The 17,666-nt window shown below is 52.0% G+C and carries 14 protein-coding genes; 3 read left to right on the top strand and 11 right to left on the bottom strand.

Going from position 1 to position 17,666, the window contains the following annotated elements; genetic code table 11:
• Window positions 1-79 precede the first annotated feature (79 nt).
• The 4 genes from AC3B6F_RS08045 to AC3B6F_RS08030 all read right to left on the bottom strand — a co-directional run bounded on the left by AC3B6F_RS08045 (window position 80) and on the right by AC3B6F_RS08030 (window position 6,809).
• On the bottom strand, window positions 80-2,896 hold the full coding sequence (locus AC3B6F_RS08045; RefSeq protein ID WP_489823933.1) for a TonB-dependent receptor domain-containing protein: 2,817 nt from the start codon (window positions 2,894-2,896) through the stop codon (window positions 80-82).
• A 145-nt stretch (window positions 2,897-3,041) separates the two neighbouring features.
• Window positions 3,042-3,932, bottom strand: a complete 891-nt coding sequence (locus AC3B6F_RS08040; protein ID WP_489823932.1) for a FecR family protein — start codon at window positions 3,930-3,932, stop codon at window positions 3,042-3,044.
• Window positions 3,910-4,473, bottom strand: a complete 564-nt coding sequence (locus AC3B6F_RS08035) for an RNA polymerase sigma factor (RefSeq protein WP_489823931.1) — start codon at window positions 4,471-4,473, stop codon at window positions 3,910-3,912. Before AC3B6F_RS08035 ends, AC3B6F_RS08040 begins: the two co-directional genes overlap by 23 nt.
• 95 nt (window positions 4,474-4,568) lie before the next feature.
• Window positions 4,569-6,809: a primosomal protein N' gene (locus AC3B6F_RS08030; RefSeq protein WP_489823930.1), complete on the bottom strand. Its 2,241-nt coding sequence runs from the start codon at window positions 6,807-6,809 to the stop codon at window positions 4,569-4,571.
• A gap of 33 nt (window positions 6,810-6,842) precedes the next feature.
• Between AC3B6F_RS08030 and AC3B6F_RS08025 the strand changes: the two genes are divergently transcribed.
• Both AC3B6F_RS08025 and AC3B6F_RS08020 read left to right on the top strand, forming a co-directional pair.
• Window positions 6,843-7,793, top strand: a complete 951-nt coding sequence (locus AC3B6F_RS08025) for a tyrosine recombinase XerC (RefSeq protein WP_489823929.1) — start codon at window positions 6,843-6,845, stop codon at window positions 7,791-7,793.
• Window positions 7,790-8,689 (top strand): retroviral-like aspartic protease family protein, encoded by a 900-nt coding sequence (locus AC3B6F_RS08020; protein WP_489823928.1) that lies wholly within the window; start codon window positions 7,790-7,792, stop codon window positions 8,687-8,689. The genes AC3B6F_RS08025 and AC3B6F_RS08020 overlap by 4 nt, the downstream gene beginning before the upstream one ends.
• Here AC3B6F_RS08020 and AC3B6F_RS08015 read toward each other — a convergent pair.
• Entirely contained in the window at window positions 8,686-8,961 is a 276-nt protein-coding gene (locus AC3B6F_RS08015; protein WP_489823927.1) for a helix-hairpin-helix domain-containing protein, read from the bottom strand. The genes AC3B6F_RS08020 and AC3B6F_RS08015 overlap by 4 nt on opposite strands.
• A gap of 72 nt (window positions 8,962-9,033) precedes the next feature.
• Between AC3B6F_RS08015 and budC the strand changes: the two genes are divergently transcribed.
• Window positions 9,034-9,819: a meso-2,3-butanediol dehydrogenase gene (budC, locus tag AC3B6F_RS08010; RefSeq protein WP_194257658.1), complete on the top strand. Its 786-nt coding sequence runs from the start codon at window positions 9,034-9,036 to the stop codon at window positions 9,817-9,819.
• Window position 9,820: 1 nt separating this feature from the next.
• Here the strand turns inward: budC and AC3B6F_RS08005 are convergent, their stop codons facing one another.
• The 6 genes from AC3B6F_RS08005 to AC3B6F_RS07980 all read right to left on the bottom strand — a co-directional run bounded on the left by AC3B6F_RS08005 (window position 9,821) and on the right by AC3B6F_RS07980 (window position 17,343).
• The gene (locus AC3B6F_RS08005) at window positions 9,821-10,807 is read right to left on the bottom strand and encodes a hypothetical protein (protein WP_489823926.1); all 987 of its coding nucleotides are present in this window, start codon (window positions 10,805-10,807) and stop codon (window positions 9,821-9,823) included.
• A gap of 216 nt (window positions 10,808-11,023) precedes the next feature.
• A complete protein-coding gene (locus AC3B6F_RS08000) occupies window positions 11,024-11,554 on the bottom strand; it encodes a hypothetical protein (RefSeq protein ID WP_426066776.1) in 531 nt (176 codons plus the stop codon).
• A gap of 81 nt (window positions 11,555-11,635) precedes the next feature.
• A complete protein-coding gene (locus AC3B6F_RS07995) occupies window positions 11,636-12,979 on the bottom strand; it encodes an ammonium transporter (RefSeq protein ID WP_489823925.1) in 1,344 nt (447 codons plus the stop codon).
• Window positions 12,979-13,317, bottom strand: coding sequence for a P-II family nitrogen regulator (locus AC3B6F_RS07990; protein WP_010504156.1), 339 nt, complete (start codon window positions 13,315-13,317; stop codon window positions 12,979-12,981). Before AC3B6F_RS07990 ends, AC3B6F_RS07995 begins: the two co-directional genes overlap by 1 nt.
• A 148-nt stretch (window positions 13,318-13,465) precedes the next feature.
• Window positions 13,466-15,991, bottom strand: a complete 2,526-nt coding sequence (locus AC3B6F_RS07985) for a TonB-dependent receptor plug domain-containing protein (protein WP_489823924.1) — start codon at window positions 15,989-15,991, stop codon at window positions 13,466-13,468.
• A gap of 173 nt (window positions 15,992-16,164) precedes the next feature.
• On the bottom strand, window positions 16,165-17,343 hold the full coding sequence (locus tag AC3B6F_RS07980) for a mechanosensitive ion channel family protein (protein WP_489823923.1): 1,179 nt from the start codon (window positions 17,341-17,343) through the stop codon (window positions 16,165-16,167).
• Between the last annotated feature and the right edge of the window lie 323 nt (window positions 17,344-17,666).

Here is a 17,666-nt window from a genome sequence, read left to right as displayed (position 1 = left end):
AAACGAACCAAAACGCTCCAATATAAAAAATAGAAATAAAACAACTCAGAATTTTACCGGAAATTCAATAATTACCACATCAATTATAAACCAATTCGAAGTATATACTTCTTCCATAATTTTCTTTTGCTTCAAGTCTATTTAGATTTTTTCCATAGTACATACGCGTATGCGAACCGGCCAAATTATACACTTCATACTTGAAACGCAGATCGTTCGTAATGTCGTGCCATGCGCCAATGTCGAGACTCGGCTGTGAACCATAGCCATAGATTTGAGATGGATCGTCATTAAGACCCTCTAAATATTTTGATGAATAAGAAAAGGTCGCTTTTATAGCACCTCGAATTTGTGGAATATTCCATGTAACTCCACCATTAAAAATGTACTTTGGCTGCTCTGTCAGAGCATGCAATTTATAAGAAACATTCGACCCTTTATACGTCATCCTTCCCCGCATCCAGGTTCCGCTGGCATTTATGTCAAATGACTGCCTCCACGGGCCTCTAATACTCCTATTAACCAGAGAAACCTCTACTCCCATAAGAGACGAATTATTGGCATTTTGTGGCTGCTTGACGTAAGTAAGCTGATCATTAATCAACATTGTTGCACGAGTAGTATAAATATCGTGTTTTATCATTTTATCAAAATAAGCTACGCTAAAAACTCCTCGACCACGATTGAAAAATTTATCCAGAGAAATATCGAAATTCTGAGCTTTACGAGGCTTTAGGTTAGGGTTGCCACGTGTCAGGGAACATTCAACCCCGCCGCCTTGAGTATCATCATTGTTACCACAACTGAATTGTTCAGCCTGAGCAAGATCTGTTGGTTGTGGGCGCCCGACAGACTGGCTGTAAACCGCGTGCAATATCAAATTATGAGGGAACTCATGAACAAAGGTGAGTGAAGGTAACGGATTAATATACCCGCCTGTTTTCTTATTAATTTTTCCTGTGGCGTTTGTTCCATCTGTTTCTGGAATAAAGGCATTAAAATTTACAGCGTCCGCCCTGACACCCGCAATGAGTTGAGAATTTTTCCATTTATAATGCAGAGAAACATAACCATCAAAAAGCTGCTCCTGATAACGGAAATAGGCTAGCTGTGTGGTTTGTTTTGATTTGCTTTTGTCGATGGTCTGTTTGTCCCATAGAAAATTATTCAAATCGACAAATGGTCCATTGGGATTTTTCATATCCGGAATAAACATACTGGAACCGGCACTTCCTCCTGGAGCATACCATATCTGATCAGAAGAGTTCGTCGCGTTCAGGCTGCGCCATTCAAATCCGCTGGCGAACCCAAAACCGTGGGAATTTTGATTGAGGTTCCGCGTGTAATCCAAGCGAACGTTTGTCACTCCTTCATGGTCACGATCATATTCCTGTTGAACCGTTTGGAATTTATAACCGCTATTAAGGAGTTTATTCAGATCACTAATGTGGTTAAGCGTCGCAACATTATCCTGATCAATATAATAATCGGCAAATATTGCCTGATTTGCCTTTTCTGAAGGGTAAGCGCGAGCAGTTATATATGGTTCATGATTAAAATAATCTTCCCACGTATAACCCGCACGTAATTTTATTGTGGAAATATTATCAGACCAGCTTAGATTTCCCAAAACACCGTTGGTATTCATCTTCCAGTTATCTTTACGTGCCGTCGTTCGCGCCCGATAAATATATTCTCGGCCCGTAGTAGGAGTTTGGTTCCAGATCCCGGTATCATCTAAAAGATACTCATTATGCTCCATAAAAGATTTTTCCCACCGCTCGTATGCATAACCCATCACCGAGGCAGTCAGTCCACTATTTACCGGATGCCATTCTAGGCGCGTAGCCCCCCCTAATGTATTCAAATCATTAGAATAACTGCCGCTATCAACGTAACGAGGCGCAGTCATGCCATTCCAGCCTGGCGTCGTACTGGCATTCGGTTTAAGAATTTTCCCTTTTTTGTCGTAATAATTATAACTGTCTTCTTGCCACGTTTTACTCGTATTACGCGTCCTCATTTGGTATCGAAAAGAAGTCATGATACCGAATTCTTTATTTTTACCAAATCTATCCGACAAAACAACTTTAGCACCCCGTCCCAAGTGTGGAGACATACCAGGTATTCTATTTGCCCCGGCAGACCCTTTTTCCGTCGAGTAAATTCCGTATACGTTTACGTATTTGTATAAACCTTTGTGATCAAAAGCACTTCTTGGATTCATATCGATAACAGCACCGATAGCTCCTCCATCCTGCTCTGCGGTAAACGTTTTATAAATACTGTCTTCTCCAGTCATTTCTGCTGGTATATTTTGAAGATTCACGCGACGCCTGATACTTCCTCCATCACTAATACTTGCAAGCGTTATTCCATCTAAGGTCGTCTGATTAAGGTCGGACGAAACGCCTCGTACGCTGATATAACGAGGCTCATCGCCATTACGAATACCTGTAACGCCTGGAAGTTGAGTTAGCATCTGAGCAATAGATGTTGCTCCACCAAGATTAGAAAGATCATCATACGTCATTGAATCAACCACACCAGCAAAGGTGCGCTTGGTACGTAGTTCTTTTCTATGACCTTGAACGGTTACGTTATCTTCGTAATTTTTATTATTGTATTTGGGATTTTTGTCTAATTTTTTAAGTACGATAAAATTTGAGTTTGAAGAGATAATTTTGAAGTTTTTTCCAATAAGCATCGTGAGGGCTTTGAAATTATTCATCGTGCCATGAAGCGGGACGGAACGCATATTATCAGCAGCATTGCCATCAAACACAATTCGCATTCCAGTTTGCCTACTAAAAGTAGAAAGTGCTGAAGTGAGTTTTTGTGCTGGAATTGCAAAGGTATTTTCATTGCTGTCCGCTGAAGCAATAGCAGGTACCATGCATACCATTGAGGACGATAGAGCAAGAATTTGGAATCGACTTAAGCGGAACATTTTAAAACCTTGAGAGAGACACCTTTCCCTCAAAGAGTCTTTCAGAGTTAAATTTCCGCCGCTTTTTGTTATGACACTTTTGTGTCGATAATTATTCCAGATAGATATTATTACTATCTCTTCTAATCACTCCTCCTAAGACAGCTTCTACCGCAGTCGCAAAAAGATCTGGCTTCGTAAGATCAAACATTCCCGAAAGACGCAGACCTGCTAGCCTCATGGAAACAACAATCTGCTTGCTATTATACCTGTTAAAAATTTCTGAGGCCTCAGATAACGTTTCCGTCTCCAGTAACACCTCGCCTCTTGTCCAGTCCGTTAAGCGCCGCATACGCTCTTGTTCTACAGTATCAATGCGTATTTTTTCCTGCGGCCTGATTATAATTTCGGTTCCTGCAAGAATTTTTCTCTCCGGAGAGAGAGTGCCTCCATAAATCACAGCAGTACCATTTGTAACCAATGCACGATCACATAGAGAATTTTTTGTAACGAGCATACTTCCATTAACAATGGCAAAAATATTTCCTAAATTAATGCAATGATTAACCCCAGAAAAAAAGCACCTACCATAAGAAATAGACAAAAAATTAGATTTTGAATTCACTTCTGAATAACAATCTAAAATTATAGATTTTCTTTTTTCATTTATTTTAAAAATGTTATTTTCAGTTTTATATTTTGTACTCGCTTCACCACTCTTCATTGGTACACAAAACAGGGCCATAGCCGCTGCCGTGGAAAAAAACGTTCTTCGAGAGACGGTGTTTGTCCGACTGTGTTGAAAATTCATTGGATTATACAGGGCTTTAGCCCGTTCGGTCGCATGCCATATTGCCTGCGCCCGCACAAAAGCACCTTCATGACGAATATCGCTACCAAGCCATAATTGTAATTCTTGGTTTTCAGAGGCCGTGAGGGAACTCCTGTCTATGCGAGCCATCCAGCCTGCCGCAATTTCATCAGGAGATTTTTTTATTCCCACGTATCCATCCTATCGGTGTCACTTTGTACTGACTTTCACGCTGCGAATAAAATTTTGCTACCAAAGCAAGAGAATGTGCAAGCCGCTTCTCTACAATATTCTCTGAGATACCCAGCTTTTTTGAGCAATGTTTCTGCGTGTGCCCATTTATTTTTCTTTCTATGAATACGTTACGATATTTTTCAGGTATTTTTTGTATTATTTCTTCCAGAAATCTTAGTTCGGACCTTGCATCAACAATTTCTTCCAGATGAGGTACTGGATCAATTAACATTTCACTCTGGATTGCAGAAATCGAACTAATCTTAATAACATCCATCTCTTTATATTTTCGATATACGATATTTCGGCATATAGTATAAAAATACCCCACAGGATTTGTTATGTTCTTCTTATCTACGTTGATAATAAAAACATAAGCTTCCTGGATAATATCATCTGCCTCAAAATCGGAATACCGAGCAAGCCACGACCGGATAAGGCTTTCGTTTGGCAAAATATGATCCGCCAGCCACTGGCTACGCTCTCTGTCTGACAACACGCCTCATGCCCTATTTTGATGCTTAGGGTGTTTAACAGATCTTTATTGTTACTCTGTGAAACTATTGTGATTTCATGAACCATTCCGAAGCACGGTCAGAGAAACGAAATCGGGTCGATATCAACATCGATCCTGGCACTTCCCTTGGGTTTGATGTCTTTCAGCCAGTCCCGCAAAATCGGCTGAACAGCAATTCCGCGCATGGTCCGCAGCAATAATCGCCTCCGATGCCTTCCACGCAGTACAGCCAGCGGTGCAGGCGCTGGCCCCAGAACCTGAACCCCTTCCCGCTCCGGTGCCGCAAACGCGATTTCCTTTGCCAGCGCATCCGCCGCATCGGCTGTCGCCGCACTGACAATCAACGCCGCAAGACGCCCATAAGGCGGCCAGAAAGACGGACGTCTCTGCTCCGCTTCCTGCTCCATGAAGGTCTGGAAATCATTCGAGACGAGCGCCGTCATGACCGGGTGCTCGCCCACATAGCTCTGAAGCAGCACACGGCCGGGACGTTCCGCACGACCCGCACGACCCGCGACTTGATGCAAAAGCTGAACCGTGCGTTCTGCTGCCCGCAAGTCGCCGCCACCTAGCCCCAGATCCGCATCGACCACACCCACAAGCGTCAGCTTGGGGAAATGCCAGCCCTTGGCGACGATCTGCGTTCCGATGATGAGATTGACCTCGCCATCCGTGATCTTCCGCACAGCCTCCGCCGTAGCAGCCGGAGACCCAAGCGTGTCCGAAGACATGACAAGAATCTTCGCCTCCGGAAAACGGAGCTTTGCTTCTTCCGTAATGCGCTCGATCCCCGGCCCGATCGGCACCAGAGAATGTTCGGCGTGACATTGCGGACAGTCTGACGGAATGCTCTCGGTATGGCCACAATGATGGCAGGTCAGAATACCACGCGCCCGATGTTCCACCAGCCAGGTCGAGCAGTTGGGACACTGCATCCGATGCCCGCAGGCACGACAAAGCGTCAGCGGCGCATAACCACGGCGATTGAGGAACAGCATCGCCTGCTCCCCATTCTTCAGCGTCTCATCAATGGCGTTGCAAAGCACCGGAGACAGAAACAATCCCCGCTCCGGCGGGTCAGACCGCATATCGACCAAAGACACATCCGGCATCGTTGCGCCACCATGTCGGGCCGTCAGAAGTTCATGGTGATAGCGACCGCCTTCCACGTTCGCCAACGTCTCCAGAGACGGCGTGGCAGACACGAGAATGGCAGGCGCGTTGGCCAAACGGGCACGGACGACCGCCATATCCCGCCCGTGATACATGACACCTTCTTCCTGCTTGAAGGCGCTTTCATGCTCCTCATCCACCACAACGAGACCCAGATCTTCAAACGGCAGGAACAGGGCTGACCGTGCACCAACAACAACGCGTGCCGTGCCATCAGCTACAGCACGCCATGTTTCCCGCCGACGCTTGGCTCCGAGATCCGAATGCCAGACCGCCGGCTCCACACCAAAGCGACGGATAAACCGATCCGTCCACTGCGCTGACAGGGCAATTTCCGGCAACAGGACCAGCACCTGCTTGCCTTGAGCCAGACAAGCCGCCACAGCCTCAAAATAGACTTCCGTCTTGCCAGACCCTGTCACGCCCTCAAGCAAAGTCACGTCAAAACGCTGTTCTTTCACCGGACGACAAAGGTGTTGTGCAACATCTGCCTGTTCTTCGGAAAGTTGCGGTGCGCCATGGGTCGGGTCTGGAGTTGCGAACGGAGCGGCCACCGAAATCACGGCTTCCCGCAGCAGGCCAGCCGTCGCAAGACCGCGGATAACGGCGGAACTGGCCCCGCTGGCCGCCGCAAGATCGGATGTCGTCATCGCCGTGCTGGATGCCACATCGAGAACAGCGCGACGTGCTGGCGTCACACGCAGGCCATCTTCGGGCTGCTCAGTCCGAACCCAACCGAGCGACGGTTTTGGCGCGTCTTTCAGATGAATACGGGTCGCCATAGCCAGAACCAGCCCTGGCGGCGTCAGGGTATAGGCCGCCACCCAGTCGATGAACCGCCGCAGGCTACCCGGCAAAGGGCGCACATCCAGCTTTTCAACCACGGGACGCAGGCGGGACAGTGGAACTTCACGCGTAGGTGCTGTCGCGAAATCAGCCGGAACCGTGGTGGTTGTGTCCCAGACGCATCCAACGATTTCCCGCTTTCCCAACGGAACCGTAACCAGATCGCCCGGCTGAAGCGGCATGGGGGCCAGATAGTCCAGCGGTCCCGGAAAAGGCAACGGAACGAGCACCGAAACGCGCGTTCCGGTGGGAGGTGGCTTTCGCCAGAGGTCAGGCTTGGGTAGGCTGCTGGATGCCATGCCTGTGTCTAACCTCCCTGAGCCCGAAATGCCATGATGGCCCATGACGCATTGCGTGACTGGACCGAATGGCTGACCCATGAACGACGCTCCAGCCTGCGAACGGTCGAGGCTTACCGGCACGATATTGTTCTCGCACTGGCCTTTTTCGAGCAGCATCTGGGCGGAGATGTTGATCTGACATCCCTCGCAAAACTGTCTCTGGCTGATTTGCGCGCCTGGCTGGCCCATGAAACCGCCCGCAGCGAAAAACCTACACGTCGCGCCACGAACGCAGACTCCCGCGCCCGATCCAGAGCCCGCCGCGTGTCGGCCTTGCGGTCGTTTTACCGATATCTGGCCGTCCGGTTCGATATATCAAATCCCGCTCCCGGACTTCTGGCCACACCGCGCCTGAAAAAACGTCTTCCCCGCCCCCTGGGTCAGGAACAGGCTCTCGCCGCTCCCGAAGGGATTTCCGACGACGCCTACACCAGCGCCGCTGCCCTCAGGGACAAGGCCCTTTTCACGCTGCTCTACGGCACCGGATTACGCATTGGCGAAGCGCTCGCACTGGACGTGCGGGATCTTTCAAACGCTGGCGAGAACATGCTCCGGGTTGTCGGTAAGGGCGGGAAAGAACGCCTCGTTCCCCTCCTTCCCGCCGTGCGCGAGGCATTGGAGACATGGAAAGCCGCCCATCCATCTCCCTCCCCCGATGCTCCCTTATTTTGCGGCACGCGCGGGGGGCGCCTGAACCCCGGCATCGCCCAACGCGCCATGCGGGAATGGCGTAAAGGCGAAGGTCTGCCGAATTCCGCCACCCCTCATGCGCTGCGCCACTCCTTTGCAACCCATCTGATGGAAGGCGGCGCAGATTTGCGCGCCATTCAGGAACTCATGGGTCACGCCAGCCTTTCCACCACCCAGGCCTATACGCTGGCAGACGAAAAGCACCTGCTGGACGTTTGGCGCAAGGCACATCCAAGGGCGGAGCAGAAATGAAACGACTGATCGGCGGCTTTCTGGCATCCCTTCTGGCCGTGACAGGGCATGCAGATGCCGGAGCCTGTCGCATGACCCAGGCCACAGTCCTCCCTCTTCGTAATGATGGCGGTTATCTGAGTGTTCCTGTTCAGATCAACGGCCAGGCTGCCTCCATGATTGTGGATACAGGCTCACAGGGAAGCCTGATGACGCCTGAAGGAATCAGGACGCTCCGCCTGCCGCAGGACCAGAACCGCCATACCGTCATGCAGGGGCCAAATGGGGCTCCCCGACTGGTCCCGAACAGCCGCATCGCCGATCTGCGTCTTGGCAAACTCGCACTGGGGGCTGGCTCCATGCCCGTAGGGTCTCTCCCCGGCTCTCCCATGATCCGCCCACCCATTCTGGGACTTTTGGGAGCGGATGTTCTGGACGGATACGATCTGGAATTCGATGTGCCACATCAGCAGCTCATCTTCTGGAAAATCCTGCCCAGTTCTTCAGACTGCCAGCTTGCGCCATCATGGAAGGGCAAATGGAACACCTTGCCTGCCCGCGTCATTGACGGCCGCATGATGGTCACGTTCACACTGGATGGCGCCCACGGCACCGCCCTGCTGGATAGCGGTGCACGCTCGCATATCATCAGTACGGATTTCGCTTATCGGCTGGGTCTCACGGACGAACTTCTGGCTCTCGATCCCGGCGGCACGACAGCCGGAGTGGATCTGCATGAACGCCGCTACCACTGGCACCGATTCAAACGCTTCTCCATGGGAGGCACGGTCTGGGAAAACCCGGTTCTGACCGTAGCCCCAGTCCACGATCAAACAGATATGCTTCTGGGGTCAGACTGGTTCGCCAAGCATGACATCTGGCTGTCGTATTCCACGGGTCAGGTTTTCATTCGTTAGATTCTGCAAAAATTCCCTGCTTTCATCCGTTCTTTACGGGGTGGCGTGAAGACCCACCAATCCAGAGCTTCTCCTGTCCGAGCCTCATGGATGGTCGCGGCAAAAACGTCATGTACGCAGGGATCATGCCTCTGCCCGGTGAGCGCACACAGTTTCACATAAAGATCATCTGCTTCACACGCCGCCAGTTGCGCTGTTGATGTTACTCCGAGAACAGCAAAATCAGCCAATGCTGCCTTACCTACATTCTTCAGTTTCGCAAGATCGCTCATCCTTAGGCTCCTCTTCAGGCAACCATGCTCTCACTGACACCTTAATGTCCTAGCAACAAAAGGACATCATTCATGGCACTTCACGGGTTATCACGTTTCACGGATCGAAAAGTCCTTGTAACAGGGGCCGCATCCGGGATTGGGCACGCAACCGCTCTCCGCTTTCTGGAAGAAGGGGCACATGTTCTTCTGGTTGATCGGGACGAAGACAAACTGAATGATGTCATGACGTCTCTTGACCCGGCAAAAGCGACGGCTTCCCTAACTGATATTTCCCAACCCAAACAGGTTGAAGCACTTCTCACCTTCACACAACAAACCTTCGGAACACTTGATGTCCTGGTGAATAATGCTGGCGTCACGACAATGGGGACTGTGCTGGATGGCGATCTGTCCGCCTGGGAGACGGTCTGCGCCACCACATTGACCGGCACCCTGAATGTCAGCCGGACTTTCCTGCCACTCCTCATCAAAAGCAAAGGCAATATCGTCAATACGGCTTCTGTTTCGGGTATGCGCGGCGACTGGAATACAGCCTATTATGACGTGGCCAAAGGCGGCGTCGTGAACCTGACCCGCGTTCTCGCCATGGATCATGGTAAAGATGGCGTCCGCATCAATGCCATCTGCCCATCCGTAACCCGGACCGCCATGACAGCAGAGGCCGTGAAAGACGCTGCTTTTGTTAAACGTGTTGAGGACCGGATTCCTCTGCAACGTCTGGGCGAGCCAGAAGACATGGCCGCAGCCATCACCTTTCTTGCCAGCGATGATGCTGCTTACATTACGGGCCTCATCATGCCAGTTGATGGAGGCGTGACCGCATCAAACGGGCAACCTCCCTTCCCTATGAACTGATTTACTCCACGTCTCCGCGCTTGTTCTGCACGGAGACGTTGCCTGAATGCGTTGAGAAAAAATGTAGATTCCTGCCTTTGGGAAGCGGCGGCTGGTCATTTGAGAGCGTAAAATACATTCTGTTTTCACGCAGGTTCCAGAGAACAATCTTGTTCTCGAAAAACGGCAATCCCAGACTGCCAATCTGAACATCGTCCTGAAAAAGAACCTTCTCGTCTTCAATGGAAAGACCACCCATTGTCATATTGCTGACCGTCGCCACCTGCCCGACACTCATAAAGCCATCATAATGCGTGAATTTTTTCTGCTCACCCAACCCTGAGAGACTGTCTTTCAGAGAGGAAACCCAGGCGGATGGAAACGTCGTGTACGTCAGGTCAGGATTAAAGCTGATGTGCCTTTTCTTACCGCCAATCCGTAGATGAACTGTAAAATCATCTTCCATATACAAAGAGCGACTCTCTTCCCCAAGGAAGGTGTCTATTGCGCCCTTACAGGCAGCGTCGCGGCTGAACTCAAGATAAGCAAACTTCCGCTTGGGAATGTCTATCAAAACAGAAAGACGGGAAAGCGCGGCTCGCCCCAATACACCAACAATCGGCCTGCCATCCACGCTTTGTGCTGTTGGCCGCTCCAGCAAAACAGCATCCACATCTTTGAGCGCTACACCGTCCAGAACAAGCTCAGAAATTTTGGAGTGATACGCCCGTTCCTGATAGGTCCCGTTGATAATGACCCTCGCATCTTCATCGGCCTGCGGAAACCGGACGTCCCCAGAGTTGCGAATGTAAATATAATCAAATGCGGGACTGACATACATTGCAGCCGGTTTGCCATTGATGGTCACGGGGATCAGCGGCGCATCACCTTGCCCTCCCAGAAGAGGCAAAAGAATCGGCGCAGTCACACACTCGACAGAATTTTCAGCCTGCGCGGTTTCAATGAACAGCCCTGAGGACACAAGAAGAGCAAGAACCAGTTTCTTCATATTCTGTGGCCTTCCAGGCAACACGCTCAGTATTTCAATACGTCATCAGCTCTGGGGCCATCTGTCCCCTCAGTCTTTTTTGCTGATGTCTTTCTCCGTTATAATCACCCTGCGACAGCAGACTGAATATTGAACGAAACAGAGCGCCCCTCATAAAAAAAGCCTCCAATCCAGATCAGGATCGAAGGCTTTCAAACATATCAAAGCTCAGAAGACTTATTCGCCCTTGAGACGGCTATTGCACTGGGACCAGTATCCGCCGCCCTTCTGGATCCACTTAAGGTTCCCGTTCTTCCCCGTTGCCTTGTTGGCATTGTACTGCGCCACACAGGTCTTCATGCGGGCCTTGCCAGGTGTCAGGCTGGAGAACTGAGAAGATACCGCCGCTGGGAACACCACATTCCCAGACGTAACCGGCACAGTCTTGGATTCAATCGGAGCCTTGGTCCCCGCAACAGAAGAGTCAGGCGGGTTCGCCTTGCCTGTCGTAACAGGCACCGTCGTCGTGGGAGCCGTGGCCGCAGAAGCCGGAGCGGCAGCCTCAGGCGTTGCATCCGGTGTTTCCGTACCACAGCTTGCAGCCTTGAAAGCCTTGTAGCTTTGGCCATTCAGCGTACCGCCCTTCTTGGCGGCCTGGAAAGCAGCGTGACATTCCTTGGCCGTCATCGCGTGAGCAGGAACAGTAGCGAGCCCGGCCGCCAGAACGGTGGCGAGGGTTAGGCGGGACAGCAAACGGTTGGAAACCATGAAAAAACATCCTTGTCTGTCAACCGGAAGGTCGTAGCCTCCCGGCCCGGAAACGCCAGTGACTACGCTCAGTTGATACGCTCAGTTGATACGCTCACCATGCATGGTCATGTCGAGGCCTTCAAGTTCCTCTTCTGCAGAAACGCGCAGCCCCATGACGCGATCCAGAATCTTCAGGATCACGAACGTCATGATAACACACCAGACAATCGTCACGCAGACCGCTTCGGCCTGCACCAGAAGCTGCGACAGACCTCCAACCGTTCCCGTCGGGTTGGCATCCGTCGCAGAGAGCGGACCGTAAGCGAGCAAACCCGTCAACAAAGCACCAATAATGCCACCGGTTCCATGCACGCCAAAGGCATCAAGGCTGTCATCATAGCCCAGCGCGTGTTTGAGCCATGTCGCACTCCAGAAGCAGACCGCACCCGCGATCAGACCGATCACGACGGCACCACCCGGAAGAACGAACCCAGCAGCCGGCGTAATCGCGACCAGACCAGCCACAACACCGGAAATGATACCCAGAGCTGTTGGCTTTCCGGTACGCGCCCATTCCACGACCATCCAGGCCACGCCACCTGCAGCGGCCGCAAGCTGTGTCGTCAGCATGGCCATGCCCGCACGGCCATTCGCACCCAGAGCAGACCCGGCATTGAAGCCAAACCAGCCAACCCAAAGCAGGGATGCACCAATAATGGCGTAGGTCAGATTAAACGGAGACATGTCATCCGTACCAACGCCACGACGCTTGCCCAGAACATACGCACAGACCAGGCCCGCCACACCGGAGTTAATGTGAACGACTGTACCGCCAGCAAAATCGACAGCCCCCAAACCAGCAACCCAGCCGGTTGGGCTCCAGACCCAGTGAGCCACAGGGGCGTAAACCACAAGCAACCAGAGAATGGTGAAAACGCACATGGACGAGAACTTCATGCGTTCCGCGTAAGCGCCTGTAATCAGCGCTGGCGTGATGACGGCAAACGTCATCTGGAACATCATGTAGACGCTCTCAGGAATCGTCATCGGCACAGCGGCCGCAGTCCCAGCGCCCAATGTAAACGCAGAATCTACACCATTATGGAAGTTCGCAGCCACACCGTTCAGGAGGGCCCGGGACAGATCACCAATCCATGGCGTACCATTCGAGAAAGCAAGACTGTAACCCGCCACCATCCAGACGAGGCTGGCAATGCAGCAGATGGCGAAAGACTGGATCAGCGTGGCAAGAACGTTCTTCTTGCGCACCATGCCGCCATAGAACAGCGCCAGCCCCGGAACAGTCATCATCAGCACAAGCGCCGTACTGACCAGCATCCAGGACGTGTCACCCGTATCAATGGCCGCCGGAGCATCCGCAGCCATGGCAGAAACGGGCAGAAAAGCCGCGGCTGCCATGAGTGAAAGACAGGAGCCCTTCATCACAGAGCGCCCTCCCCGGTCTCTCCCGTGCGGATACGGATAAGCTGATCCAGGTTGGAGACCATGATCTTGCCATCACCGATCTTCCCTGTGCGAGCAGCCGTCATGATCGCCTCAATGACGTCTTCCACGACAGAATCCGATACAGCAATTTCGATCTTGAGCTTCGGCAGAAAACTGACGTGGTATTCGGCCCCACGATAAATTTCCGTCTGGCCTTTCTGGCGACCGAAACCTTTGACTTCCGTGACGGTCAGACCTTGTACGCCCAGCGGCGTCAATGCCTCACGGACATCGTCAAGCTTGAAGGGTTTGATAATGGCGGTGACGAGCTTCACGAACGGCATATCCTCGTTGGGTATCAGCAGACTGGCGGGCAGTATGGCCCAGATTGTACCAGTTCAACAACAATATACGAAACAGCCCGGAGACGCCGGAAAACCGACATGTCCGGGCCTATGCAACAGACCTTACCCTGCCAGTACCTCAGAACGTGGCGTTGATTCGCCCGTAATAATAGCCACCCGTGATCCCGATTCCGGCAGAATCCGTATCGTAGATCATAGCCCCCAGGTAGTTGTTGTACTTGCTCACCCGGCGCGGACGCTGGTTGAAGATGTTGTTGGCACCCACGGCGAAGTGCCACACGTGATTGAGACGATACCCAACCTCAAGATCCGTCAGCCAGACTGGCGTATTCTTGAACTGCCCCCAGCAAACATTGGAATACTGAAGGCTCTGCCCCTTGCAGGTGAGACTTGCAGGCGTTTGATCCTGATACGTCAGCATGGAGGTCGTCTCGCCGTAACGGGTCTGACGGACGTTCACATCCCACTGACCAATGGTCCAGTACGCGTTCAGAATGATCTTGCTACGCGGAGAGGTGGACGTCAGATACGCAATGCTCTGCTCGTTGAGGTAAGGATTGCCCTGTGAGTTTGTATTGATGTGGCTGACGCGTGTGCGGTTCAGGTTGAGCGCCATCGTCAGATCAAGATTTCCATACCGATGCATATGCAGCAGATAGTCGGACTGGATATCGAGACCCTGCGTTCGCGTACTGCCTACATTGGCGAAATAGTTGGCAGACACGTCAGCGGACGTAATATCTGTTGGCAGCGTCGCACCCGTCATGGCGATCGCCGAGATCGCCGTATCACCGTAAATGGAGCCTGCACCGGAAATACGGTCACGAATGTTGATCTGGTAGACATCCGCAGAGATATGCCAGCCATCTACCGGCTCAAGAATGATACCGCCTTCTGCACTTGTAGACCGCTCGGGCTTTAGTTTCTGTGCACCCAGTGCGCGTCCTGCCGCACCTGAAGTCGACAGAAGGCCGGAAGCACCCGTTGGAGAAACATTCAAAGCACTGAAGTTTTCTTCCGGCAGGGTCGGCGCGCGGAAACCGTTACTGATCGTAGCACGGACAGCAATACGCTTCGTGATGTCATAGCGCGTGGAGATCTTGCCGTTCTCAGTGTTGCCAACGTCGGTGTAATGCTCAAACCGGCCAGCAAAATCGAGATCCCAGTGCTTCAAAGGATGGAAATCACCATCCAGATAGGCTGCCCAAACGTCACGGCTCCATTTGCCTGAGTTTTCAGGCATCAAGCCCGCATATCCTTGCGTTCCGCCCTGTGTGTAAGACGCGATTTCGCCGGGCCAGATCTGATAAGTTTCAAGACGATGCTCGCCCCCGAAAGCCACAGTCACAGGAACAAGGTTCGCAATCTTCAACTGACGGCGGAAATCAAGATTGTTCGTCCACTGCGACAGACGATAGGTTTCAGCACGAACCGTCGTCGGAGACGTACCCGTCTCCTTAATCAGATTCGGGTTGGCCGTATTTTTGTTGCCGATGTCGTTTTCATCCGCACCATAGGTCGAGCTGAGATCCCAGGAGAACCCGAGGAAATTGTCACCCTTCAGACCCAGCGTGGCGGCGTAATCGTTCTCTTCAATGGTTTCGAGCGGCGAGAACCCATAGGGATACAGTGTCGGCGCCACAGACGGCATACGGTAGTTTTCGTAAGCTTCGGAATGACGATGGGCATAGGTAATGAGGCCATAGCCCTTCACGCCTTCCGTCAGCGTCTTGCCGAATTCAATGCTGAGATTCTCGCGGGTTTCTTCCGGCGTGCTCAGGATTTTGTTGGAGTTGTGCGGAACCGTATAGCCCTTGTATTCCGAGTTCCCAGGCACCGTCCGCACGTCTGTCGTGTTCGGAACCATATGATCGGTGTGATAGACCTGCCCGCTCAGGTGAACGTAGCCGTCCCCGAGAAAGCCGAAGCCGCCATCCGCGCCAAGCTGATACTGCCAGCCATCACCATTATAGGCATTCGCGCCCGTCTGAGCCGTCATGTTCAGCCCGTGCGGCGTTTTCTTAAGGATGATGTTCACAACACCCGCGATTGCGTCCGAGCCATACATGGCAGCAGCGCCATCACGCAAAATCTCGATATGATCAATTGCCGAAGCCGGGATCATGTTGAGATCCACAGGGGTCGATCCCTGCTGCGGGCCCGCATCCGCATAAATATTGGCTGTCGTATGACGGCGCTTTCCATCCACGAGGACCAGAACCTCATTCGGATTCAACCCACGCATCCGGATCGAGGATGTCAGCGCACCGGCATCACTTCCCATGGCATTAACCGTAATGGAAGGATCCGTGCGGACAATAGCATCCGCCAGGTTCATCTGGCCGGAACGGCGCAGCGTTGCTGCCGACAGAACACTGATCGGGCTCGTGGAATCCCGTGCGCGACGATTAAAGGCGTGCGTACCGGTCACGATCATCTGTTCGTTGCTGTTGCTGTTCACAGCATGGAGGCGATGCGGCGGCCGGACTGCCTGCTGAACGACTGTTTTCTTCCCTGTTTTCGTAACCTTTGAATTTGCAGGCTCCGCGCCATGAGCTGTTTTGTGTACTGCGGCAACAGCCCGCTGTATTGGATATGAAGCCGTAATGATCGTAGTAACGAGAAGAAGTGACTTAAGGCGCATTACAGGCAGTCCTAATCAGATCCATGATTTGGTTCAGATTAGAAACGTTTTAAATTATGTCTACATTATTTCGACAATGGAACATGTGTCTTGGTGCTCCCGGTGCATAAATGACACACTTTTCGTGTCTGAAACGAAATTTTCAGACACACCAAAAGCACTCGGGGGGAATTTCACGAAATAACGGGCGTTTTCAAATCCGGTCCTCGATACCGCCCATCCATGGGGCGGTTAACCGCCGGAGCCATCAGACTTTCCGGCCATGCCTCGGTCGTTGGGGAGTCCGCAACGACCGCCATACGACCGCGCGGCAGACATTCAGGCAGCTCAGTCTGAATGCGATGCAGCATCCGCTCCCGAAGATCACAGGACAGGTTCCACATGTTTCCGGCATCCTTGGCACCGGCAATCATGCGGATTGAAATGACCTGCGCATTACTGTCCGCAATCTGACAGGCGACGGAAGAGCGGTCCTGATCCCAGTCTGGGCACTGCTCGATTTCTTCCATGAACATCTGCCGGAGCTTATCCATCGGCGTCCGATAATCCAGCCACAAAAAGATGGAGCCAATCAGAGATTGTGAGCTATGCGTCCAGTTCTGGAACGGGTTCTCCAGAAAATAGGAAATCGGCACAATGTAGCGGCGGCGATCCCACGTTCTCAACACCACATAAGTCGCATTGATTTCCTCAACCCAGGCCCAGTCTCCATTCAGGATCAACATATCCTCCATACGGATCGGCTGCGTAATGGCAATCTGGATGCCGGCAATCAGGTTCGACAGAGCAGGACGCGCAGACAGACCAACGATCAGTGATGCTGCCCCGGCAGATGCAAAAAGCGATACGCCGAATTTCTGAACAGAATGGAACACCATCAAAGATGCCGCGACAGTCAGCACTCCAAAAGTAATTTCGATCAAACGCCGCAAAACACGGATCTGCGTCTGATGAGAGCGGACCGTGATGTCATCCACGTTCTCGCGAGCGCTGATCCGGTTGAGATACTGGTCCGTCGTCAGCCTGAAAGCCCGGATAATTCCGAAACCCAGATTCATGATGAACAGGCAGGCCAACGTATGCGCCAGAAAAGTTTCTGTCTTGGGAGAAAAACCTTCCGTGGCTGGTAAAGCAGCACTCGCTGCAATGATCATCAGAAAATAACTGATATTCAGCCGCAACCTGTTGATGATGGCATGAATGAACTGGATTTTCCGCAGCCCTGGCAGTCGTGGCAATGCGCCGGTAATGAGGCGACTTAGCAGAAGCGCAATCACTGCGGCCGCGCAGAGCAGCAGAATGGAACCAAGCGGGTCAGGCAGCCAGTCAAACTGGTGACGGAGAGTGGACATCGAATCCACGTAATTCTGTCTGAACATGAGTCTCCCTAGGCAGTCATGAGCCGTTCCCCCTCAGGGCACGCAGGGACGGTATCCTGAACGAATGAAACGCTATTTCCGGGTGTTCCGCAGCAGATCCACCGAAGAACATTCGGCTATAACCTCGTGGGCCCGGAACCGTTCCCGAAATAGGACGTCGCTCATTTTCACTATATTATTTTGTGACTATTTTCCCTTCCACGATTCTTGTTGCCAAAAAGAGACACCGTACACACCCTTTTCAAAGCGGCTTGAAATCCAAACATCAAGAAAGACGGATTTGGCAAAAATCCTGA

Source organism: Gluconobacter sp. ESL1110, from assembly GCF_058107395.1.
This window is presented reverse-complemented; position numbering and strand designations above follow the sequence as displayed.